The sequence below is a fragment of the Eubacterium barkeri genome, assembly GCF_900107125.1.
Lineage (GTDB): Bacteria > Bacillota > Clostridia > Eubacteriales > Eubacteriaceae > Eubacterium_O > Eubacterium_O barkeri.
In genome coordinates this window covers 21572-40179 of sequence record NZ_FNOU01000024.1, presented here as the reverse complement: position 1 = coordinate 40179, position 18608 = coordinate 21572, and the positions used below count along the sequence as shown (strand labels likewise).

The 18608-nt window shown below is 43.8% G+C and carries 34 protein-coding genes; 31 read left to right on the top strand and 3 right to left on the bottom strand.

Annotation, left to right across the window (positions count from 1 at the left end; translation table 11 throughout):
* Positions 1-179: 179 nt before the first annotated feature.
* The 3 genes from BLU30_RS12180 to BLU30_RS12170 form a co-directional block, all read right to left on the bottom strand.
* Positions 180-1238 (bottom strand): tyrosine-type recombinase/integrase, encoded by a 1059-nt coding sequence (locus BLU30_RS12180; RefSeq protein WP_090246765.1) that lies wholly within the window; start codon positions 1236-1238, stop codon positions 180-182.
* A gap of 163 nt (positions 1239-1401) precedes the next feature.
* Positions 1402-2814, bottom strand: a complete 1413-nt coding sequence (locus BLU30_RS14555; protein ID WP_242873581.1) for an Ltp family lipoprotein — start codon at positions 2812-2814, stop codon at positions 1402-1404.
* Between the two features lie 117 nt (positions 2815-2931).
* A complete protein-coding gene (locus BLU30_RS12170; protein ID WP_242873582.1) occupies positions 2932-3552 on the bottom strand; it encodes a LexA family protein in 621 nt (206 codons plus the stop codon).
* Positions 3553-3721: 169 nt separating this feature from the next.
* On the opposite strand from BLU30_RS12170, the gene BLU30_RS12165 reads away from it, so the two are divergent.
* The 31 genes from BLU30_RS12165 to BLU30_RS12035 all read left to right on the top strand — a co-directional run bounded on the left by BLU30_RS12165 (position 3722) and on the right by BLU30_RS12035 (position 18549).
* On the top strand, positions 3722-3940 hold the full coding sequence (locus BLU30_RS12165) for an XRE family transcriptional regulator (protein WP_090246763.1): 219 nt from the start codon (positions 3722-3724) through the stop codon (positions 3938-3940).
* Between the two features lie 64 nt (positions 3941-4004).
* On the top strand, positions 4005-4325 hold the full coding sequence (locus BLU30_RS12160) for a hypothetical protein (RefSeq protein ID WP_090246761.1): 321 nt from the start codon (positions 4005-4007) through the stop codon (positions 4323-4325).
* On the top strand, positions 4325-4474 hold the full coding sequence (locus BLU30_RS14290) for a hypothetical protein (protein WP_176770935.1): 150 nt from the start codon (positions 4325-4327) through the stop codon (positions 4472-4474). Before BLU30_RS12160 ends, BLU30_RS14290 begins: the two co-directional genes overlap by 1 nt.
* Before the next feature lie 16 nt (positions 4475-4490).
* Positions 4491-4694 carry a helix-turn-helix transcriptional regulator gene (locus tag BLU30_RS12155; RefSeq protein ID WP_176770934.1) on the top strand — a complete coding sequence of 68 codons (204 nt, stop codon included), beginning with the start codon at positions 4491-4493 and terminating at the stop codon, positions 4692-4694.
* Between the two features lie 96 nt (positions 4695-4790).
* Complete coding sequence (locus tag BLU30_RS12150; protein WP_090246757.1) at positions 4791-4970, top strand: hypothetical protein; 180 nt, start codon at positions 4791-4793, stop codon at positions 4968-4970.
* Complete coding sequence (locus BLU30_RS12145) at positions 4970-5239, top strand: hypothetical protein (RefSeq protein WP_090246755.1); 270 nt, start codon at positions 4970-4972, stop codon at positions 5237-5239. Before BLU30_RS12150 ends, BLU30_RS12145 begins: the two co-directional genes overlap by 1 nt.
* Entirely contained in the window at positions 5239-5406 is a 168-nt protein-coding gene (locus BLU30_RS14285; RefSeq protein ID WP_176770933.1) for a hypothetical protein, read from the top strand. Before BLU30_RS12145 ends, BLU30_RS14285 begins: the two co-directional genes overlap by 1 nt.
* Positions 5403-5684 carry a hypothetical protein gene (locus BLU30_RS12140; RefSeq protein ID WP_090246753.1) on the top strand — a complete coding sequence of 94 codons (282 nt, stop codon included), beginning with the start codon at positions 5403-5405 and terminating at the stop codon, positions 5682-5684. Before BLU30_RS14285 ends, BLU30_RS12140 begins: the two co-directional genes overlap by 4 nt.
* Before the next feature lie 224 nt (positions 5685-5908).
* Positions 5909-6379 (top strand): siphovirus Gp157 family protein, encoded by a 471-nt coding sequence (locus tag BLU30_RS12135; protein WP_176770932.1) that lies wholly within the window; start codon positions 5909-5911, stop codon positions 6377-6379.
* A gap of 2 nt (positions 6380-6381) precedes the next feature.
* Entirely contained in the window at positions 6382-7032 is a 651-nt protein-coding gene (locus tag BLU30_RS12130; RefSeq protein ID WP_090246750.1) for an AAA family ATPase, read from the top strand.
* Positions 7033-7569, top strand: a complete 537-nt coding sequence (locus BLU30_RS12125; protein ID WP_090246747.1) for a hypothetical protein — start codon at positions 7033-7035, stop codon at positions 7567-7569. It abuts the gene before it with no gap.
* Positions 7570-7572: 3 nt separating this feature from the next.
* On the top strand, positions 7573-8055 hold the full coding sequence (locus tag BLU30_RS12120; protein WP_090246745.1) for a hypothetical protein: 483 nt from the start codon (positions 7573-7575) through the stop codon (positions 8053-8055).
* A complete protein-coding gene (locus BLU30_RS12115; protein ID WP_090246742.1) occupies positions 8015-8551 on the top strand; it encodes a CHC2 zinc finger domain-containing protein in 537 nt (178 codons plus the stop codon). Before BLU30_RS12120 ends, BLU30_RS12115 begins: the two co-directional genes overlap by 41 nt.
* Positions 8478-10466 carry a DUF927 domain-containing protein gene (locus tag BLU30_RS12110; protein ID WP_176770931.1) on the top strand — a complete coding sequence of 663 codons (1989 nt, stop codon included), beginning with the start codon at positions 8478-8480 and terminating at the stop codon, positions 10464-10466. The genes BLU30_RS12115 and BLU30_RS12110 overlap by 74 nt, the downstream gene beginning before the upstream one ends.
* 328 nt (positions 10467-10794) lie before the next feature.
* The gene (locus BLU30_RS12105) at positions 10795-11238 is read left to right on the top strand and encodes a DUF5651 domain-containing protein (RefSeq protein WP_090246738.1); all 444 of its coding nucleotides are present in this window, start codon (positions 10795-10797) and stop codon (positions 11236-11238) included.
* A gap of 192 nt (positions 11239-11430) precedes the next feature.
* Positions 11431-11907, top strand: coding sequence for a Lar family restriction alleviation protein (locus BLU30_RS12100; protein ID WP_090246736.1), 477 nt, complete (start codon positions 11431-11433; stop codon positions 11905-11907).
* Complete coding sequence (locus tag BLU30_RS12095; RefSeq protein WP_143024243.1) at positions 11904-12539, top strand: hypothetical protein; 636 nt, start codon at positions 11904-11906, stop codon at positions 12537-12539. The genes BLU30_RS12100 and BLU30_RS12095 overlap by 4 nt, the downstream gene beginning before the upstream one ends.
* Positions 12526-12894: a hypothetical protein gene (locus BLU30_RS12090; RefSeq protein WP_090246733.1), complete on the top strand. Its 369-nt coding sequence runs from the start codon at positions 12526-12528 to the stop codon at positions 12892-12894. The genes BLU30_RS12095 and BLU30_RS12090 overlap by 14 nt, the downstream gene beginning before the upstream one ends.
* Complete coding sequence (locus BLU30_RS12085) at positions 12895-13218, top strand: hypothetical protein (RefSeq protein ID WP_090246732.1); 324 nt, start codon at positions 12895-12897, stop codon at positions 13216-13218. It abuts the gene before it with no gap.
* Entirely contained in the window at positions 13218-13598 is a 381-nt protein-coding gene (locus BLU30_RS12080; RefSeq protein ID WP_090246730.1) for a hypothetical protein, read from the top strand. The genes BLU30_RS12085 and BLU30_RS12080 overlap by 1 nt, the downstream gene beginning before the upstream one ends.
* Positions 13588-13734 carry a hypothetical protein gene (locus BLU30_RS14280; protein ID WP_176770930.1) on the top strand — a complete coding sequence of 49 codons (147 nt, stop codon included), beginning with the start codon at positions 13588-13590 and terminating at the stop codon, positions 13732-13734. The genes BLU30_RS12080 and BLU30_RS14280 overlap by 11 nt, the downstream gene beginning before the upstream one ends.
* Positions 13735-13982: 248 nt before the next feature.
* Complete coding sequence (locus BLU30_RS12075) at positions 13983-14702, top strand: phosphoadenosine phosphosulfate reductase (RefSeq protein WP_090246729.1); 720 nt, start codon at positions 13983-13985, stop codon at positions 14700-14702.
* A gap of 1 nt (position 14703) precedes the next feature.
* Complete coding sequence (locus BLU30_RS12070) at positions 14704-16149, top strand: DNA cytosine methyltransferase (RefSeq protein WP_090246727.1); 1446 nt, start codon at positions 14704-14706, stop codon at positions 16147-16149.
* On the top strand, positions 16146-16337 hold the full coding sequence (locus BLU30_RS12065) for a hypothetical protein (protein ID WP_090246724.1): 192 nt from the start codon (positions 16146-16148) through the stop codon (positions 16335-16337). The genes BLU30_RS12070 and BLU30_RS12065 overlap by 4 nt, the downstream gene beginning before the upstream one ends.
* Positions 16338-16490: 153 nt before the next feature.
* Positions 16491-16784, top strand: a complete 294-nt coding sequence (locus BLU30_RS12060) for a hypothetical protein (protein ID WP_090246722.1) — start codon at positions 16491-16493, stop codon at positions 16782-16784.
* 15 nt (positions 16785-16799) lie between these two features.
* On the top strand, positions 16800-17003 hold the full coding sequence (locus BLU30_RS12055) for a hypothetical protein (protein WP_090246720.1): 204 nt from the start codon (positions 16800-16802) through the stop codon (positions 17001-17003).
* Positions 17000-17209, top strand: coding sequence for a hypothetical protein (locus BLU30_RS12050; RefSeq protein ID WP_143024242.1), 210 nt, complete (start codon positions 17000-17002; stop codon positions 17207-17209). Before BLU30_RS12055 ends, BLU30_RS12050 begins: the two co-directional genes overlap by 4 nt.
* Positions 17202-17756 (top strand): dATP/dGTP diphosphohydrolase domain-containing protein, encoded by a 555-nt coding sequence (locus tag BLU30_RS12045; RefSeq protein ID WP_090246716.1) that lies wholly within the window; start codon positions 17202-17204, stop codon positions 17754-17756. The genes BLU30_RS12050 and BLU30_RS12045 overlap by 8 nt, the downstream gene beginning before the upstream one ends.
* Complete coding sequence (locus tag BLU30_RS12040; protein ID WP_090246713.1) at positions 17743-17934, top strand: hypothetical protein; 192 nt, start codon at positions 17743-17745, stop codon at positions 17932-17934. The genes BLU30_RS12045 and BLU30_RS12040 overlap by 14 nt, the downstream gene beginning before the upstream one ends.
* A complete protein-coding gene (locus tag BLU30_RS14120; protein ID WP_143024241.1) occupies positions 17915-18109 on the top strand; it encodes a hypothetical protein in 195 nt (64 codons plus the stop codon). Before BLU30_RS12040 ends, BLU30_RS14120 begins: the two co-directional genes overlap by 20 nt.
* Positions 18106-18549 carry a hypothetical protein gene (locus BLU30_RS12035; RefSeq protein ID WP_090246711.1) on the top strand — a complete coding sequence of 148 codons (444 nt, stop codon included), beginning with the start codon at positions 18106-18108 and terminating at the stop codon, positions 18547-18549. The genes BLU30_RS14120 and BLU30_RS12035 overlap by 4 nt, the downstream gene beginning before the upstream one ends.
* Positions 18550-18608 lie beyond the last annotated feature (59 nt).

Genomic DNA, 18608 nt, shown 5'->3' with positions numbered 1-18608 from the left:
ATCCGCTCAAAGGCTCCACTGGAAAAGTTGCGGGAAACCGCATAAATAAAGGAAACCAGCCGGTTTATGGCTGGTTTTTTAGTGTCCGTGATTATTACACCGCTGTTTGTGTGTGACGGTATTTTTCGGCCGTTTTTGGTCGTTTTGTCGTACTTTTGTCGTAAAAAAATAGCATGATTTTACTGTTTTAGTATTGGCAGCTGTATTCTGCTGCGGATGTCCTCAATGTCCTCGTGGACGTATATCCGGCGGGTTGTCTCGATACTGGCGTGGCCCATCACCTTGGCAATGGCATCTAGTCCGGTCCCCGATTTGTAGAGGATTGTCCCATAGGTATGTCGCAATTCGTGCATTGTGAGGCGTTCAATGCCTAATTTTGCTGTTGCATCGTCCATAAATCGGGTATAGGCCCGGCTGGCATAATTATGGGGGTCAACGGGGATATTGTGCCCGCATCCCAGGATATAATCGTCCACCTTCTCGATTGTGGATAAATGGTCAATGGTTTCCTGGTCGACCGGGATTGGCCTGACCGCATTTTTAGTCTTGCCCTTCGGGTTGATGGTCGCCCGGTGATCCACAAAGGTGACGGAGCGATTGACATAGATGATTAGATTATCGGCGTCGATGTCATCCCACATGAGTCCGCACAACTCACCACGGCGCATACCCGTTTTTAAAGCCAAAAATGACCCTAGGCCGTCTGGATGTTGTTTGGCATAGTCCAGGAGGTTCTCATAATCTTCAAGGCTGTAAGACCGTTTCTGCTTCGATTCCTTACTAAAGATGGTGATGTCATACACAGGGGATGAAGTGGCAAGGCCTTCCCTTATTGCGGATTTAAAAATATTATCCAGGATATATTTGTACTTCTTGCCGTCCCACTGGTCCCGGTCCTTCTTTTTGACAAAAAACATCTGGATATCACCCTGAGTGATGTCGGATATCCGCCGGCCGTGAAAATATTCTTGGAATACCTTCAGGCACCTCAGATAAGTCTGTCTGTAGGTGATGTCAGACACCACATCGCGCTTGTAGGTTTCCATCCATTTTTCAGCGTAATCGCAAAAATCCTCTTTGAGTATTTCGGCCTTTCCAATGTTGCTGTAATATTCTTGGACTTTTCGGTCAATCTCTGCCGGGGTGTAGCCATAAAAGCTCTTCCGAATTGATGTCCCTGTGATTGGATCCACCCCAACGGTCACTTTACGTTCTTTCCTTACCTTCTTTTTTGCCATGTGTGTACCTCCTGCTTAATTTTGGGCATAAAAATACCCGGGGTTATTGTAAAAACCCGGGGAGGATGGTACAATTATGCTTGTATAAGGCGTATTGTGACCATCCTGGTCCCGGTATGTCAAGCCGTCTTAGTGTTGGTAGCACTAGGGCGGCGTTTTTTATTTATAATCCGACAGAATTAACTCCGTATTCTGCTTGTTCTTCAGTATAGCCTTCATACAATAATTGATCGATTAGCCCCTCTCTGGAAAAAGAAGTGTAATCAAGATATTGTTTGGCTGCCTTTGCTGCTTGTTCATTCCAGTCAGCGCCGCAGTTATCTGCTGCATATGTAGCATCTTCTGAAGAATATTTTTCATACTCTAATTGGCTGATTAACCCAGAATATGAAAATGCAGTATATCCCAAATAACTTTTTGCTGATCGCAACGCATTTTTCTGTGAGGTGGTAATCTCAGGCGTTGGTTCTGGAGTTGGGGTCGGTGCTGCTGTTGCACTTGGTTGTGATGCCGTTGTTTGCGTAGTTGACGAAGTAGTGGTTGTTGTCTTTGTCGAAGTAGGATTCGTTATCATTCCGATAAGAATAAATCCACAAATAACGCTGATAATAACGCGTGCTACCATGTTGAATTTCTTGTTAGCCCACATCAATACTAAGCCAACAGGCCAAAAGAAGATTAGCATTACTACTGTAAACCATGTTTTTTTGTACCACTTTACATCTGAAATCGCAACATCCGAAGTGCACACACTTGATTTATTGCTTGCGTTAACTTGGGATTTGCCAACTTGTACATTTTTTATTGGTACCTTTTCTTCGGATTGATATTGCGGTGAATCAGCTTCTTTGCAAATTATCTCAATCAGGGACAGACAGCGTTGAGCTTGATTAATTGCTTCTTTATATTTGGAGCTGCTCTTTTTAGTCTTACCGCTGATAAACGGTATATAAACAACTGGTTTGTTTAAGTCTCGAACAGTCACTTTTATTTGAAGTGCCCTGCAAAAATCCTTTTGCTTTTTCTTTCCCGTTACACCTCCAACAATGGCGCCAACTCCGCCGAAAAGAATACCTCCGGCTACAGCCCTACCAACTCCACCAGATACAACAGATTCTCCGTCCTCCATCAGCTCGTAACTAACAATATCGTCGTAATGATAGATTGACTGGATTAATTTCCCGTTAGATGCGACACGCACCAACCACAACTTGTGATTTTCGTCCACCTCGAACTTGTTGTATACGCGTGATGTTGCGATGAATTCAATTTTTTCTGATTCGTTATTTGGCCCAGAACTATTCTCTTCGATGCTAGTTCTCTCAACCGGTTTGCCGTTAAATACTTTAGTAACTGCATCCCTGTAGGTCTGCACTAAATTGTCGCTTCCACTTAATTCAAGATTTATCTTATCATCGCTTTTGCTAAAACGAATCGAAAGTGTAGCTCCATTTGCTTTTGTCGTTATCCCATCTGCGAACTTCCTTATTTCTGTAAATCCTAAGCCTTCTAGAGCTGTGACGCTGTTTTCCATCCAATCATCAAGGTTACCTTTCACTGTCAATCTTTGGTTCATAATACTTCCCTTTCTTTTTACGTCCGCAGACTTTATTTATTAAATCTAGCAATCCGCTATTTTTAAACTTATACTTGAGTATTAGCCGCACCATGTGCTTGTAGTGCGGCTACTTCACTAAAAATCTCTTTCTAATTTAACGACTACGCCCCAAATTCTTATTTCATCATCGTCCGGGCCATATGTCTTGCTTTGCCATTCTGGATTGATCGCCTGAAGCGTGATGGTGCCATCATGATTTTTAATAACTTTTTTTAGTGTTGCATCATATCCATTAACAAATACAACGGCATCTTGTCTATTATTGCAATCTGGCTGTATTCTAATGATGACAGTATCGCCTTCGATGTACATGGGATACATACTATCGCCACGCACTCTTAGTGCTCGGTATTCACTTCCATCGTCCGTCCAATTTTCAGGGATCCTTACTTGCCCAACGATATCTTCAATCGCTTCTATCGGTGTTCCTGCTGGGACTGACCCCAGAATATCAATAGATATAAATGATTCTTGAGATAGAGTTTTCATTGGCTTTACGTTGTCCGTCCATCCCATGAGATAAGCTGGACTGCAATTAAAAATCTTTGCCATTTTTTCAATGGTAGAACGTTTTAAATTTTCAACGCGTCCATTCTCATATTTGGCAATAGCCGATTTTTTTAACCCAAGTCGATCGGCAAGGTCTTGTTGCGTCATATCCAACCTTGTTCGTTCTGATTTTATCAAGTCACTCATTTCCAAGACAATCACCTCCTGTTAGTGTCTTAATTTTACTACATCTTGGCAGAATTTGCAAGATATTTTTAAAAAAGTGTCTTAAAAATAAACATTTGCGTTGACAATAATTAAAGATTGGTTTATACTGTAAGTGTCTTAAAAAGACACAATAAAAAGGAGGTGCATCATGAATAAGAATCGGCTTGAATCTACGATGCGTTTGCACGGCGATACTGGAATGGCTTTGGCTAAATACATTGGAATCAGTCGAACCACATTTTCCGCAAAAATCAACGAAACGCACGGTTCGGAATTTACGCAGTCAGAAATCTCTAAGATTAAAAAAAAGTATAACCTGACAGCTGTAGAGGTTGATGAAATTTTTTTTACAAAATTAGTGTCTTAAAAAGACACAGTACGGTTTAATCGGATTGATATGATTCCTTAAAACTCAGAAAGGAGGTGTAGTAATGGAAGAAAAATCAATTTACATACCCGAAAGCATACTTGCTTTGTATGACGAACTCGTCTCTACGGTCAATGATGCCGTTGCAAATGGAAAGCACAGCATCGATCTCAATACAGGGGCAAAGCTCATCGGGATGGACAAGGAATGCTTTAGAACAGCGGCGTATCGAGGGACAAACCCTTATGCCGTTGGCGGAAGACAGGTATCCAGAAATGGCAACAATGAGAGCGGGTTTGGGCGAGTGCCGATCTTGCCACTATATTGCCGGATGACCAATATCACTGGCGAAGACCTGAGTCGAGCACTGATTGGAGGGAAGTAGTGAAAAAGTATATTTTAGCCACAGCCACCGCTCTCCTCATCGCCCTGGCGGTCATGTGGACCCGGTCGGCCCCGGCGATGGGCGGGGAGTGGCTGATGGTATTGATGGCACCCGGTGGGGTGTGGGTATGGGAGGATGCAACGCATTAAGAAAGGATGTGGGTACGTGAGATTTATTAAATCAAAGCTTCAGATTGCACTTGGAAAAGCTGGACTTAACCAGTCAGAACTTTCTGAAAAAATCGGGATATCGAGGGTAACCATTTCTGCGATTTTTAACGGGAAGAGCTGTCGGCCTGCAACAGCGATAAAAATCGCTAATGGCCTTTGTGTTGATTTGGATGAAATCATCATCATTGAGCATGATTAAAAAAGCACCCCGGGACATAGGACTCCCGAAGGTGCAACGGAATTAGATTAAAGTCATTATACCGCCTTTTGGTGGTTTTGGCAAGAAAGGATGAAAATGAAGAATAAGAAAGGCCGTATCATCCAGGACGACCAGAACGGGGTTGTCATTGATTGCCGATCTGGTGTAGAACGGATGGAAGATGTGCAGCGGTATCGCAAACGGTTAGTGCCGAAGGTGCTTATGGTTAACCGGGAGAAGCATTTTATCCCCAAAGGAAAGGTGGCGGGTCACTGATGGAATACACACTCGATGATTACAAGATGGCCCGGGATGCTTTTGCAGGCAGGGTCAAGATGTCCAAAAAAGACGGGGATATCTCAGATGGGTTCCGGCGGCGGGATGACCGCATTGCGCTGGAGGCTATCTCAACGATGATTGATACATATGCGTCACTGGAATCTCTTTTGACAGTTGGCATCAACTATCAATCTTGCCCTGTTTGCGGATCGAAGGCTATATCAGGAAGACATAAGTTTTGCTGGAATTGCGGGAGGGCGCTCTAATGTCAGACAAATACACGGAACTCCGGTGCACTGATGTACAGTGCCTCAACTACACCAGAAATCAGATGAACCGCTGTGGTGCGCTTGATGGCAAGCTGATGCTGCCCGGACAATGCTGGGCACGGCGAACTGAAGCGAGAGAGAATCGAAAGGATACTAAAAAATGAACTGTGAATTGAAAGCGTTAACGCAGCGACTCATCGACTGCTCAAAAGAAGCACGATCTCTTAATGCAATAGATTTAGATGATGTGCGTATTATTGGACTAGCTTCTGACTTTACTGTGCACGTCTCACATGGGATCGAAGTTCTGGCTGACTTTTTTTGTGAAGAACTGAAGGAAAGAGATCGGGAAGATTCATTTTATAACAGAGAAGCTTATTTTGACGTCGACGGGGTAGAGTTCTTTGAACTCAGACAGGAAACGGATGAAGAATATGATTGAGCATCCTGATATTACAGCCGCACTAGCTACGGGGTACCCGCGATGCGCACCGACTGAGCTTCCGCTTTGCCCGGTTTGCGGCGAGGCGTGCTACACGATTTACCGGCGATATGATGGCGAGGTAGTGGGTTGCGAATGTTGCATTGACGTAGCATCATCCACGGATTGGTGGGAGGCCATCGAAGAGGCCCGCAGGGATAGAAATTTCTGAAAGGAAAAAAATAGTGAAACTTTACGAAATCAGAGAAGAGTACCAAAGAATTTTAGATAATGAAGACCTTGAGTCCGAAGAAACCATTGTTGCTTTGAATGATATTGAAGAGGCGTTTGAGGAAAAAGCAGACAACGTTGCCTGCCTGGTTAAGTCCCTAAAGGCAGAGGAGGATGCGGTAAAGGCCGAAATGATGGCGTTGGACAAGCGCAAGAAATCAATCAATAAAAAGCTTGAGAATGTTAAGGAATACCTTAAGAACGAGATGCTGTTTGCAGGAAAGGAAAAGATTAAAACGGCAAGAAACACCATTAGCTTTAGAAGCACTAAATCCGTTGAAGTGTTTGATGAGGCATCCCTTGAGGAACGATTCTTACGCATCAAGAAGGAGCCAAATAAAACGGAAATTAAAGTAGCGCTTGAGGACGGGGAAATCATTGATGGGGCCCGAATGGTTGAGAATTTAAGCTTACAAGTGAGGTAAACATGAGCAATATTATTTTGGTAATGGGCGATTCCGGGAGCGGGAAAACCACATCAATGCGGAATCTTGACCCGAAGGGTACATATTATATTGACTGCGATAAAAAAGGGCTGTCCTGGAGAGGATGGCGCAAGCAGTATAACAGTGAAAATAAAAACTATTGTGCCACCTCGGATTCGGATAAAATCATGCAGATTTTGAAAGGCATCTCGGACACACGAGAGGACATCCATGTGATTATCGTCGACACCCTCAATTGGATTATGCTGGATGATGAGTTCAATCGGATGAAGGAGAAGGGTTACGACAAATGGCTAGACTTGGCTTTTTCCATCCGGGGGGTCATCGCAATGGCTCAGCAGCTCAGGGAGGATATCACGGTAGTGTTTACCGCCCACACACAGACCGAACGTGATGAGTCGGGGTATATGTATACCAGGATGAAGACCAGCGGAAAGAAACTGGATAAGGTCTGCGTAGAGAGCATGTTTGGCACAGTGCTTATGAGCCGGTGCAAGGACGCTGAAAATCATGAGTATGTCTTTGAAACACAGGCTAAAAACAGTACGGCCAAAACACCGATGGGGGCCTTTGAGTCCCTGGAAATCCCGAACGATATGGCCGAAGTATTGAAAGTTATGGAGGAATTTTAAATGAAAAACACAAATTGGAAAGATATTGAAGGCGCAAAGCCATTTGAATTACTACCCCCTGGAGGATATATTTGCCAGATTTTGAGAGTGGAAGACAACGAAGGTAAAGAATATTTGGGAATCGAATTTGACGTCGTAGAAGGCCCATACACGGACCACTTCACAAACCAGGCAGCAGGATTAAACTTTTGGCCAGGGACATTTATTAAAAGCTATAAACAGAGTGCTCAGCGCTTCTTCAAATCGATGCTGACGGCAATTGAGGAATCGAACCAAAATTTCAAAGCGGACGAATTTACGAACAACCCCCTAGAGCTCGAGAATAAACGTATCGGCCTTGTAATCGGCCACGAAAAGTATTGGAATCAGAAGGGCGAAGAAAAGACACGGATCAATGTTGCTTTAACGCTGAGCGTCCAATCCATCCGTAATGGCGACTATAAAATCCCGGAATTAAAGGTGAATGAATATAACAAGCCGATGAGCGGGTTTACAGCATTGCCGGACGGTGATATGAGCGATGACGTGCCGTTTTAAACCATGGCAGTAATTATAGAGGACACAAGACAGCATGTCGGCAAGTATGATGCGGCCCACGCATACTTTGAGCTCAACGATGTGTCAGTGACTCGGTCAAAATTAGCGGTGGGGGATTATTCCTCCCCGCCATCCCGGGTGGTGGACACAAAAAAAGGCTTTGAAGAGGTGGTTGGCAACTTTTGCAGTAAAGATAGGGACAGAGTCAAGCGGGAAATCATGCTGGCCAAGCACATGGGGACAGAGCTTGTTTTTTTAATCATTGACAAGACGGCCACCTGCATCGAGGACGCAAAGGCCTGGAAAAACAAGCGTGGCAAGGTTTCGGGAGAGACGCTTTATAAGACTTTAGACACCATGGTTAAGCGCTACGGCGTACGCTTTGAGTTTTGTACTCCGGCCGACAGCGGGAGGCGAATACTAGAACTATTGGAGGTGGGCGAAGATGCTCACAACGAAACAGCAAGCGGATTTGATCAAGGCTGAACTGACCATGGCGGACATCCTGACGGCCTACGGGCTTGACGGAAATGCCAGCCATCGGCGGATACCATGCCCGATTCACAACGGGACGGACAAGAATTTCAGCTTCACTGACTTTGGATGGCAGTGTTTCACCTGCGGGGCCAATGGCGGATTAGTCAATTTTGTTGAGCAGTACCTGGAGTGTAGCTTTGAGGATGCCCTGGCGGATATCAACCGCAAATTTAGGCTGTGGGGCCAGGAGATTGATAAGCCACTGACCTATTCGGATATCCGCAAGCGGCAAAAAAAGATAAAAGAACGCAATATACAAAAAGCATTGAAAGACCATCGGGTCCAGGCGTGGGAGACAGCACGCCTGGAAGTTGCGCGCCTGGATGCGAACAAGATCAGGTTTGCCCCGAAAACCCCGGAGGACGGGATTGATGAACGGTACGTGGAAGCATGCCATCACCTGGATGGCGCAATCTATCAAGCAGAGAGCATGGGAAGGTGGTGACGGAGTGGATGTTGAATCCGAAGAATTAAAAATCGTTGATATCAGCGAAGTTGATAAAGATAACATCCTAAATGATGCCGTATTTTACTGGCTCTTCGATATGGATGATGAAGTCGAGCGCTTCCGCACAAAAAGCCTTCTGGAGGAGCTGGCCCGGGGCTACAAATGCCTAACGGAGTTTAAAGGGCTTTTTACAGCACACCAAAAGGAATATAACAAACAGCAAAAGGAAATCGCCGAATCCGCTGGAAATGACAACAAAAAAAAGGGCTACAAGACCAACTTTGGCGACAAATACCCCATGCTCTACAGCGGGGTTTGGATTGCCGATAAAAATGGGGTATATACCTACTCAGAGAAGGGGAAAACCCTAGCTTGTTATCATCCGATTACTATCGTCAATTTTTTTGAAAATGCCCAAACGGGGGAAGAAAAGGTCCGAATCGCTTTCAAGCGAAACGGGCGTTGGAAGGAAATCACGCCGAATAAGGACGTTATCTCCTCCAATAGCAAGATTGTCAGCCTGGCGAATGCTGGGCTGTCAGTCACATCGGAAACATCCCGGGCGTTAGTCCGGTATCTATCGGACCTTGAGGGCCTTAACGCTTCCGGGATCCCGGTGAAGGTCTCCACCACGAAGCTGGGGTGGATGAAATACCAGGATGAGCTGAAGTTTATTCCCTACGATGATGACATCACATTTGACGGCGAAGAGAAGTTTAAAAATGTGTTCGAGTCGGTCTCAAGCTCTGGGGAGTATGCCGATTGGGTGGATTACGTCAAGAATATTCGGGAGGATGGCCGTCTGGAGCCACGCATCATGTTGGCGGCATCATTCGCCAGTGTGCTGGTCAGTATCTGCAATGCGTTGCCGTTCATCGTCAATCTGCACGGCCTGTCAGAGGGTGGAAAAACCGTATCGCTCATGCTGGCCGCCTCGGTTTGGGGCAACCCAGATAAAGACAGCGGCTACATGGGGGATTTCCTGACCACTCCGGTGGCCATCGAGGCCAGGGCAGACTTGCTTAACCACCTGCCAATGATATTAGATGATACCTCCAAAGTGTCAAAGCGGATGCAAGACGACTTTTCTGAGCTAGTCTATACTTTGTGCAATGGCACGGGAAAAGATCGCTCAAATCAAAGCCTTGGGCTTAGGCGCACCAACAACTGGACAAATTGCGCGCTGACATCCGGGGAGCACCCGATAATAAGCGATACCGCCCAGGGTGGGGCTATTAACCGAGTGATTGAGGTGACCACAGAAATGAGCAAAATCTTTCCAGACGGCCATGCAGCAGCGGAATTTTTCAAGGGCCATTATGGACATGCCGGACGTCGGTTTGTTGATGCCATTAAGGATGCCGGAATTGATAAAGTTAAAGAAATGCAACGATATTACGAAAAAATGCTCATGGAAGATAAGGACCGACTGCAAAAGCAGTGCATTTCCATGAGTCTCATTTTAACGGCTGATACACTAGCTTCTGGGTATATTTTTGAAGATAGTAATGCTCTAACAACTGAAGATGTGGCTAAATTTATTAAAAAAGAGTCTGACATCTCTGAGGATGAGAAGTGCTTGGAATATTTGTACGGGAAAATAGTGGAGAATCAGGGTCGCTTCGTGACCGATGAGAGCTCTAGTGCCTACCCTGAGGTCTGGGGGCGCATTTCGGAACGGGAAAACAGGGTATATATCATTCAAAGCACGTTTGAACGGATCATTCGCGATGCCGGATACTCGCCAAAGTCCTTTTCAAGATGGGCTGATGCGAAGGGACTGATAAAACATGAGAAAAACAGGAACTATCGATCAGTAAGAATCATCCCTGGTGGGAAGCCAATTCGAGTTTTTGATATTGAATGGAAGGATAATCTTGATGATTTTGATGAAATTCCGGACGAAATTTGAGTTTGTACCCATTTTTTAAAATTATGTACCCACTTTTAAAGCTAAAACGGGTACACAAGAATGGCTTAAAATAGCGGGTTTGCGGTGTGCTGTACCCATTGTACCCGTTGTACCCACTATTTCCAACAGCATATATATATAGGAGTGTTAAAAACAAAAAAAGTTATCGAAGCTCCCTATATAGTCTTATGTTGTGAAAATTGGGTACAACGGGTACAACGGGTACAAGGTGCCTCAAACCCGCATAAACACTGACTTTTTTTGTACCCGTTTTGAAAAGTGAAATGGGTACACTGGGTACAAAAAATGGGTACATGATGGAGGAAATATGAAAAAAGACTACCTGAGTGCAACAGAAAGCGGCAACATCATCCTAATGGGATGCGCATTGAGCGCCATCGAAGAGTATATCTCCGGAAAATCCTATGCCACAAAGGATGAAATCACGCAACTCAAGCACACAAAAACACGCATGCTTAAGTATATCGATCTTGTCGGGAGTCGTCTCAGCCAAAAGGCATTGAAGACAATGCTTAACAAGACGGATACCTATTCTGCGGTTGCGGTACCTAAAAAGAGCGTGGATTATCACAAGGTAACGCTAATTGATGATGATTTTGACGATTTGATCGAGCTGTTTTTAAGCAGCTACTGCGATGGATGCCATGGGAAAAAGGTCTGTCAGGGTCGGGATATCATGCGAAAGGCTTTCGTGCCTCCACTCGATGCGGATCATCCAGCATGTGAGTATTGTGGTGGTTGCCATGCGTAAACCAAAACCGCCATGTGTACCAGATTGCCTGAGGCGATCCATCACCTGCCATGCGGAGTGCAGAGCATATATGGACTATGCCAGCAAGCTAAAAAAATATAATGATGCGGTCAAGGCCGCGAAGCATAAAGGGTCAGATGCCAGGGATTTGCGGTCGGAGCAAGTGTTTAAGTGGAATCGGAGGTATGGACGATGAGTGAATTAAAACCCTGTTCGTTTTGCGGAAGTGAAGCTAAATTATATACGATTTTTGATAGTGTAGTCCCTTGGGATCTTCATCAAGTCGAATGTAAAAAATGCCATAGCAAAACAACGGAATGTGAAACGAGGGGATTGGCGATTAAATCCTGGAACACTCGCATTGAAACCATGGATGGTCTAATCTGCAACGTCGAGAAATGGGCTCGAGACAAAGGATTGAATAAAGCCCAGCCACGGGATCAATATCTCAAAGTTGCTGAGGAGTGCGGCGAGATTGCGGCAGGATTAGCCCGCGGGAATAAGGACGCTGTAAAAGATGCTATCGGTGATACGATGGTGACGCTCATCATTTTAGCCCAGCAGATGGGATTGACATTGGAAGAGTGCTTGCAGGTGGCATGGGATGAAATCAAGGATCGTACCGGCGAGATGCGGGACGGGGTGTTTGTGAAAAGTGAGGATTTATGATGAACAAATATGAATATAAAGTGGTATGTCCACAACGAATTCCTGAAAATATCCCATTAGATCAGGAACTTGAACTTGTACCGACCTGGGAATGGAACGCCCCGACATTTGGGGATGGGATTGGACGTATTGATTCCAATGGAAATAAAAAGTCACTTTTTAAGAGTGATACAGAAAATGGCAATACGGATATCCTTGATGCTTGCATAGAAAATTTGGATTTAATAGAAATTGACAAGAACATAAGAAATGACGGTTGTATTGAAAGAGTTACCGTTCTTTATGTCCCTTATGTATTCACAGACCATATTAAATTTAAGCCTACAATCGATTGTGAGGTCCCATGGAATAGTAAATCAAGCATGACAATAACATATGAATTATTGTTTGTCGCAGAAAATTCAAAGCGTTATGTGGAAGTTCCGTTTAAAACGGTAAACGTTAATCCATTATTAAATCTATATGAAGAATTCAAAGATTTTGCCGAGGAGCATTTTCAAGATGATGATGGATTGATTGTTGATTTTTATAAAGATAATGGCGAACGAGATTTGTTTGAATTTGAATATAGCGATCTAATGGATTGTCTGGTGTCTGCGAGAATCGTGGGGGTAGACGATGGAACCAACTAAATCCGAGGCCGTCCGCCGCCACCGCAAGATGTGGAACTGGATTGCGGATGAGACGGATCGGCTGAAATTTAAAGTAGAAAAATGTGAATATTTTTATAATTTTGAAATCGAAGATATCCCGAGTCTTGAATGTTATTGCTGTGAATACCTATTTAACTTAGGGAACTGTAAATGTTTGAATGGCTGCCCTATAGATTGGGGTAATTACTTTGGTTGTCAAAAACCTTGCTTAGAAAGTTTATATAAATTATGGTGCTTAGAATGTGATTGGCAAAAAGCCGCTAACCTAGCCCGTGAAATCGCAAACCTGCCGGAGCGGCCAGACATGGAATTTGATGTTTTGGAGGAGGAGTAGATGGGATTAATATATTTTATACAAATATCAGGTGTTGCAGCATGGGCAGTTGTAATATGTTTTTTTCTGTATTTTCTTGTGTATATAATAAAAGAAAAAATTAGTGAAGCAATCGGAGAATACAAAATTAAACATAGATTTGATAAGCCACCAACGGCAAAGTGTTATTGCAGGGACTGTAAAATGTGGGACCCAGAAACAAGAAAATGTAGCGATCATTGCAATTCAAGAATAATGAACGATGCATGTTTTTGTTGCTTTGCAGAACCATTATCGGCCTACAGATTAAAAACACGTCAAATTATTATAGATGAGGAGAAATAATGAAGTACACATGGTCAATAGATGAAGATAATGAAATATGGGAAAATAGGATATGTGAATCTATTGGAGAGTGTTTTAGCGAAGCGAGTGATTATCTTACAATGGGAAATATACACGGTCTATATATAGGCGAGTGCGTCCCATATACAAAATATGGCATTGATGTCGACAGGGTAATTTCTGGCGTTAAAGATGACGCATACTACTATGTCGGAGAAGCCGTGGAATATTGGATTGACGAGATGACGGAAGAGCAAATAACAGAATTGGGTAAAGAATTAAATGCAGTGTTTGTGAAGTGGTTGAAGAAAAACAACCTCGAACCAGAATTTTACATTATTGAAAATGTCCGGTATGTGGAGAATCCAAATGACCGATAAATCATGGCGCCACATCGCCCAGGCGACGGCGGCCATTTCAGGATGTGCGGCGGTGGCGTTTGCTGTCTGGATGACCGGGAGTGCTTGGTGCTTGTGGGGGTTGGTATTAGTTGGGTGGATGTTGGAGGTAATATGACAATAGACAAAAAAGACAGATTAAAAAATATAAAAACTTCTCCTCGAATAGAGGTTCCAAGGGTGAGTGGGTGATGCAGTCCCACAAAAGGAATTCAAACAATCCGAAAAGGATTCCCGAAAAGGTGAGAAATTAAAGGATAAAACGGGAGAACAACAGCGTTGACGGATTAGAAACCCGTTGGCATGGGAGGCCTGATCCCGTTACCTGCTTAGCACTGTAAATACAGACTAAAGCAGGTGGAGTAATTGAAGATAGTATGGTTTTCAGCAGGCGTAAGCAGCTTTATCGCCGCATATTTAGCAAAAAATGTGGACGAAATAATTTACACCCACATAAACGACCAGCACCCAGACAGTTTAAGATTCGTACATGACGCAGAAAAAGTATTGGGGAAACCAATACTGATAACACAAAGTCGGTACAAAAGCGTAAACAACGTAATCCAAGGAGTAGGGTACATTAAAGCACCCTATGGAGCACCATGCACGAACATCCTAAAGCGTAGAGTGCGAAAAGAATGGGAGCGAAACAACCCAGGACGACACACATATGTATGGGGACTGGATGCAACAGAAAAAGAAAGAGCAGAACGGTTAGAAGAAAACATGCCAGAATATGACCACGAATTTCCACTAATCGAAGCAGGCATAACAAAACAAGAAGCCCATGGCATGGCAAAGCGACTAGGAATAAAAAGGCCGTACATGTATGAACTGGGTTATAAAAACAACAACTGCATCGGATGTGTCAAAGGAGGAATGGGATATTGGAACAAAATAAGAACAGACTTTCCAGACGTATTCCAGTCAAGGGTAGAAATTGAAAGAAAACTAGGATTTTCCATCCTGAAAGACAAAAACGGTCCAGTATTCCTGGATGAATTAGACCCAAAGAGGGGAAGAAACGAAAAAATGATACTCCCAGAATGTGGAATTATGTGTGAATTAACTGTGGAGGTAATATGAAATGGGATTAATTGTAGATAATTTTGCCGGTGGCGGTGGCGCATCGGTCGGTATTGAGCAGGCCATGGGTCGACCTATTGATATTGCCATCAATCATGACCCGGAGGCCACCGCCATGCACATGGTCAATCACCCAAAAACGAGGCATTATACCGAGGACGTTTGGGAGATTGACCCAGTCAAAGTTTGCGGTGGTCAGCCTGTAGATTTAGCGTGGTTCTCTCCGGACTGCAAGCATTTTTCAAAAGCAAAAGGTGGGAAACCCAAAAGTAAAAAGATTAGAGGCTTGGCATGGGTGGCAATACGATGGGCTGTGATGGTACGGCCATCAGTAATTATCCTTGAAAATGTCGAGGAATTTAAAACGTGGGGGCCGCTGGATGATGATGGAAATATCATCGACGGAAGAAAGGGCGAAACATTTCATAGTTTTGTTGAGCAATTGAAAAATCTAGGATACAAGGTAGACTATCAAGAATTGGTTGCTTGTGATTTTGGAGCGCCGACAACGAGGAAACGTTTTTTCCTCGTCGCTCGCTCAGATGGTAAGGAAATTATCTGGCCAAAAAAGACTCATGGACCTGGATTAAAACCGTATAAAACAGCGGCATCCATTATTAACTGGAATTTGCCATGCCCATCTATTTTTGATACAACGGAAGACATCAAAGAAAAATACGGGATTAGGGCTGTAAGGCCTTTAGCGCAAAATACAATGAATCGAATAGCAAGGGGATTAAAAAAATTCGTGATGGATAATCCAAAACCGTATATCGTTGATGGAAAACATACACCGTTTATGACCGCAATTGGGCAAACTGGGTTTACTGCTGATCGGTCCTATGGATGCAACGAACCGATTAGAACGATTGTAAGCAAAGCAGAGCAATGTTTAATTATGCCAACGCTTATTCAGTATCACACTGAAACACAAAAAGATGAGGTGAGAGGTCAAAATATCGATGAGCCTATCATGACCATTGACAGCAATCCACGATATGGATTGGTGACAGCATTTATCCAGAAATATTTCGGTGGAGGCTATACAGGTGCTGGAAGCAAAATGGATGATCCGTTAGGTACGGTGACCGCTGTCGATCACAATAGTCTTTGTCTTGCATATTTAATTAAGTATTATGGACAAGGTATTGGACAGCCCGCCAATAATCCGATGGGTACAATTACAAGCAAAGAGCGGTTTGGGTTAGTCACGGTCCATGGAATAGATTATTGCATTGTTGATATCGGTATGAGGATGTTGACTCCCCGGGAGCTCTTTAATGCTCAGGGTTTTCCGCCGGATTATATCATCGACCACGACATCAACGGTAAGAAATTGAGTAAATCTACACAAGTAGCGAGGTGTGGAAATGCTGTTCCTCCGGCATTTAGCCGGGCACTTGTGATGGCGAACTGTAATAATAAAGTTGTTGGTGTAGCGGTATGACAACTAAATCAAAACGCCTAATCTTAATCATCGCCATGCTGCTAATGGTCTTTGGTGTGGCGGCCATCTGGAGCTACTCCGGAAAGCGTCCGACAGTCGAGACTAAATCCACAGTGTATGTGGTGCCGTGGCCATGGGAGCTTGAGTGGCAGGATGGCGGGTTTGTGATTAGATTGGAGGTTGAGTGATGGATGGTCATGAAGCATGGGTATATAAATGCCTTGAATGCAAACATAGCTATAAGCGCAAGAATGATGCCGAGACTATGTACTGCCGTCTTAGGAAACCAGGATGTAGGTTTGAGCCGTGGGTAAGTAAAGAAAAGAGGATGAATAATAAAAATGAAAAATAAGCTTGTTAAATTAATAAAAGATAATCCAGATTTAGAAGTAAAGGTGTTATTTGAAAATGACTATGAAAAGGGCTGCTGCTCGTGTCTCGCGAATATAACAAGCGTATATGTTGATAAATATACAATCATTGATGACTATTTCTATTTATTTGGCGATGAATATGGATACGACGCACTTTGCGGCGCAATTGGCGGTGATGCCATCGAAAAAATGAGCGATGACGAATTTAAAAACGAAGTCGAGAAATTAAACTGGAAAGAAGTTATTATCGTAAGTTTTTAATTATTTGGAGGAACTATGAAATACCGAATAGAATATATAAGTGGCGGCCATAGTACAATCGAAGCTAATAGCGATATGGAAGCCAAAAGAACTGCAATGAGGAAATCGTGGAAAGATGACCTCAGCGACATAAATGCCATTTATCGGATGTCGGACAATGGATGGATCGCTGCTGAGTTGGATTTGGTGGCGGCAGACTTTGCGATGGAGGTGGAATGATGGCACGAATGCACTATGTAGAAAGCGAACCATATACATTAGAACGTTGTAAATATATTGATACGGAATATGGAACAGAAGTTTTCATGTTTGAATTAACTGATTCAGAAGATAATGTTTTGTTTGAAATTGAACAAAGCAAGTTCCTTGCGGCAATAGGTGAGTTGCAATACTTATGCTCTACGATGGAGGCGGGAAATGAGTAAACCTAAATTCGATATTAGCGAATATCCCGGAAATTATGTAATGCATTGTGATACCGAGGAAAAAGCGAAAGTATTTTGTAAATATATGGATAGTGTTGGGCTTCAGTGGTCCACGAACGTTAGCTATAAAAATGAAACAAACTTTGGCATGAATCTTAAACGGACGGTGTATTACTTCAACGATGGTCGGTATGGTAACAAGTATTTTGTTGATAAAGATTACACCATCCTAGAATTTGATGATTTCGACTGGTCGGGTACATCGCAAACAGCTAAATCCGACACCGGAAAGCCCCGCCTATCCCTCGTCAGCCCATACCTCATCGAGGCGGTGGGCACAGTGAGGACCTATGGCACCGAAAAATACGGTAGTCCAGACAATTGGCGCGAGGTTGAGCCGGATCGCTACCGTGATGCTCTGATGCGCCACTGGTGCGAGTATCTCAAAGATCCAATGAGCCGGGACGCTGAGAGTGGACTACTGCATATCGACCATGTGGCGTGCAATGTTAATTTTCTGGTGGAGGTGGCACATGCAGAAGATTAAAATGATTTTGCTTTGCCTGGCCATCGGATGGGTAATTGCAACTGTTGGTATCGGGTCGAGTGTTGGGCTTGTGATTATCTTGGCCTTTGACTGGCCAGGGATGTCGTTGGTGTTGATTGGTGTAGCTATTGTCATATCTGTGATTGTGTGGGTGGCGTATGGACGTTATCAAGATTGATGACCTGGAGGCGTACAAGCTGGCCGAGGGGATCATACGGCCGGATAAGCGCTGTGGGACCTGCGGTTATCATGTGGATGGACGGTGCATGCGGATCCCGTATAGCAACCGGATAGCGGATGGTTTTGAGGTTTTGGATGATAATGAGGCGTGTACATCGTGGAGGTGCAGATGACAAATAGACAAAAGATCGAGTATTTACAGAAGTACGTACAAAGTAAAGGGGCTGTAGATGATATTAGGTTGGATATACAGGAGTGGGAGGGCAGAAAAGATGGGCTTGGAGCAGCGCATATTAGTGATGGCGCCCGTGGATCTGGAGAGTCTAATATCGTTGAGATGGCAATCCAGGCTATTGATGATTTGATTAATTGTTATTCGTGCGAAATCCTACGTCTAACGGATTTAACAGCAGAGATTGAGACATGTATAAAGAGCGCGTGTAAAAATCGAATAGAGTGGCGTGTGATGCGATTGCGATATATCCATGGAGTGCAATGGGGCGTGATTGAAGAGAGTGTTGGACTGAAAAAACGACAAGTGCAAAACATCCATACTCGAATTATTGATAGGTTGGCTGCCGGAGAAAAAACATACCTCCATATTGATGGTTGATCATTTAGATTCTTCTTCCTCAGCTTCGGCTGGGGGATTTTTTTATTTTTTGAGAAACA

Excerpts from the sequence above, each read along its gene's own strand:
- BLU30_RS12165 (WP_090246763.1), top strand. The coding sequence starts at position 3,722 with ATGAATAAGAATCGGCTTGAATCTACGATGCGTTTGCACGGCGATACT.
- BLU30_RS12060 (WP_090246722.1), top strand. The coding sequence starts at position 16,491 with ATGAAAAATAAGCTTGTTAAATTAATAAAAGATAATCCAGATTTAGAA.
- BLU30_RS12125 (WP_090246747.1), top strand. The coding sequence starts at position 7,033 with ATGAAAAACACAAATTGGAAAGATATTGAAGGCGCAAAGCCATTTGAA.
- BLU30_RS14120 (WP_143024241.1), top strand. The coding sequence starts at position 17,915 with ATGGACGTTATCAAGATTGATGACCTGGAGGCGTACAAGCTGGCCGAG.
- BLU30_RS12160 (WP_090246761.1), top strand. The coding sequence starts at position 4,005 with ATGGAAGAAAAATCAATTTACATACCCGAAAGCATACTTGCTTTGTAT.
- BLU30_RS12070 (WP_090246727.1), top strand. The coding sequence starts at position 14,704 with ATGGGATTAATTGTAGATAATTTTGCCGGTGGCGGTGGCGCATCGGTC.
- BLU30_RS12150 (WP_090246757.1), top strand. The coding sequence starts at position 4,791 with ATGAAGAATAAGAAAGGCCGTATCATCCAGGACGACCAGAACGGGGTT.
- BLU30_RS12130 (WP_090246750.1), top strand. The coding sequence starts at position 6,382 with ATGAGCAATATTATTTTGGTAATGGGCGATTCCGGGAGCGGGAAAACC.
- BLU30_RS14555 (WP_242873581.1), bottom strand. The coding sequence starts at position 2,814 with ATGAACCAAAGATTGACAGTGAAAGGTAACCTTGATGATTGGATGGAA.
- BLU30_RS12110 (WP_176770931.1), top strand. The coding sequence starts at position 8,478 with ATGAACGGTACGTGGAAGCATGCCATCACCTGGATGGCGCAATCTATC.
- BLU30_RS12140 (WP_090246753.1), top strand. The coding sequence starts at position 5,403 with ATGAACTGTGAATTGAAAGCGTTAACGCAGCGACTCATCGACTGCTCA.
- BLU30_RS12105 (WP_090246738.1), top strand. The coding sequence starts at position 10,795 with ATGAAAAAAGACTACCTGAGTGCAACAGAAAGCGGCAACATCATCCTA.
- BLU30_RS12115 (WP_090246742.1), top strand. The coding sequence starts at position 8,015 with ATGCTCACAACGAAACAGCAAGCGGATTTGATCAAGGCTGAACTGACC.
- BLU30_RS12035 (WP_090246711.1), top strand. The coding sequence starts at position 18,106 with ATGACAAATAGACAAAAGATCGAGTATTTACAGAAGTACGTACAAAGT.
- BLU30_RS12090 (WP_090246733.1), top strand. The coding sequence starts at position 12,526 with ATGGAACCAACTAAATCCGAGGCCGTCCGCCGCCACCGCAAGATGTGG.
- BLU30_RS12100 (WP_090246736.1), top strand. The coding sequence starts at position 11,431 with ATGAGTGAATTAAAACCCTGTTCGTTTTGCGGAAGTGAAGCTAAATTA.
- BLU30_RS12145 (WP_090246755.1), top strand. The coding sequence starts at position 4,970 with ATGGAATACACACTCGATGATTACAAGATGGCCCGGGATGCTTTTGCA.
- BLU30_RS14285 (WP_176770933.1), top strand. The coding sequence starts at position 5,239 with ATGTCAGACAAATACACGGAACTCCGGTGCACTGATGTACAGTGCCTC.
- BLU30_RS12050 (WP_143024242.1), top strand. The coding sequence starts at position 17,000 with ATGATGGCACGAATGCACTATGTAGAAAGCGAACCATATACATTAGAA.
- BLU30_RS12065 (WP_090246724.1), top strand. The coding sequence starts at position 16,146 with ATGACAACTAAATCAAAACGCCTAATCTTAATCATCGCCATGCTGCTA.
- BLU30_RS12095 (WP_143024243.1), top strand. The coding sequence starts at position 11,904 with ATGATGAACAAATATGAATATAAAGTGGTATGTCCACAACGAATTCCT.
- BLU30_RS12085 (WP_090246732.1), top strand. The coding sequence starts at position 12,895 with ATGGGATTAATATATTTTATACAAATATCAGGTGTTGCAGCATGGGCA.
- BLU30_RS12080 (WP_090246730.1), top strand. The coding sequence starts at position 13,218 with ATGAAGTACACATGGTCAATAGATGAAGATAATGAAATATGGGAAAAT.
- BLU30_RS12180 (WP_090246765.1), bottom strand. The coding sequence starts at position 1,238 with ATGGCAAAAAAGAAGGTAAGGAAAGAACGTAAAGTGACCGTTGGGGTG.
- BLU30_RS12120 (WP_090246745.1), top strand. The coding sequence starts at position 7,573 with ATGGCAGTAATTATAGAGGACACAAGACAGCATGTCGGCAAGTATGAT.
- BLU30_RS12040 (WP_090246713.1), top strand. The coding sequence starts at position 17,743 with ATGCAGAAGATTAAAATGATTTTGCTTTGCCTGGCCATCGGATGGGTA.
- BLU30_RS12045 (WP_090246716.1), top strand. The coding sequence starts at position 17,202 with ATGAGTAAACCTAAATTCGATATTAGCGAATATCCCGGAAATTATGTA.
- BLU30_RS12055 (WP_090246720.1), top strand. The coding sequence starts at position 16,800 with ATGAAATACCGAATAGAATATATAAGTGGCGGCCATAGTACAATCGAA.
- BLU30_RS12170 (WP_242873582.1), bottom strand. The coding sequence starts at position 3,552 with ATGAGTGACTTGATAAAATCAGAACGAACAAGGTTGGATATGACGCAA.
- BLU30_RS14280 (WP_176770930.1), top strand. The coding sequence starts at position 13,588 with ATGACCGATAAATCATGGCGCCACATCGCCCAGGCGACGGCGGCCATT.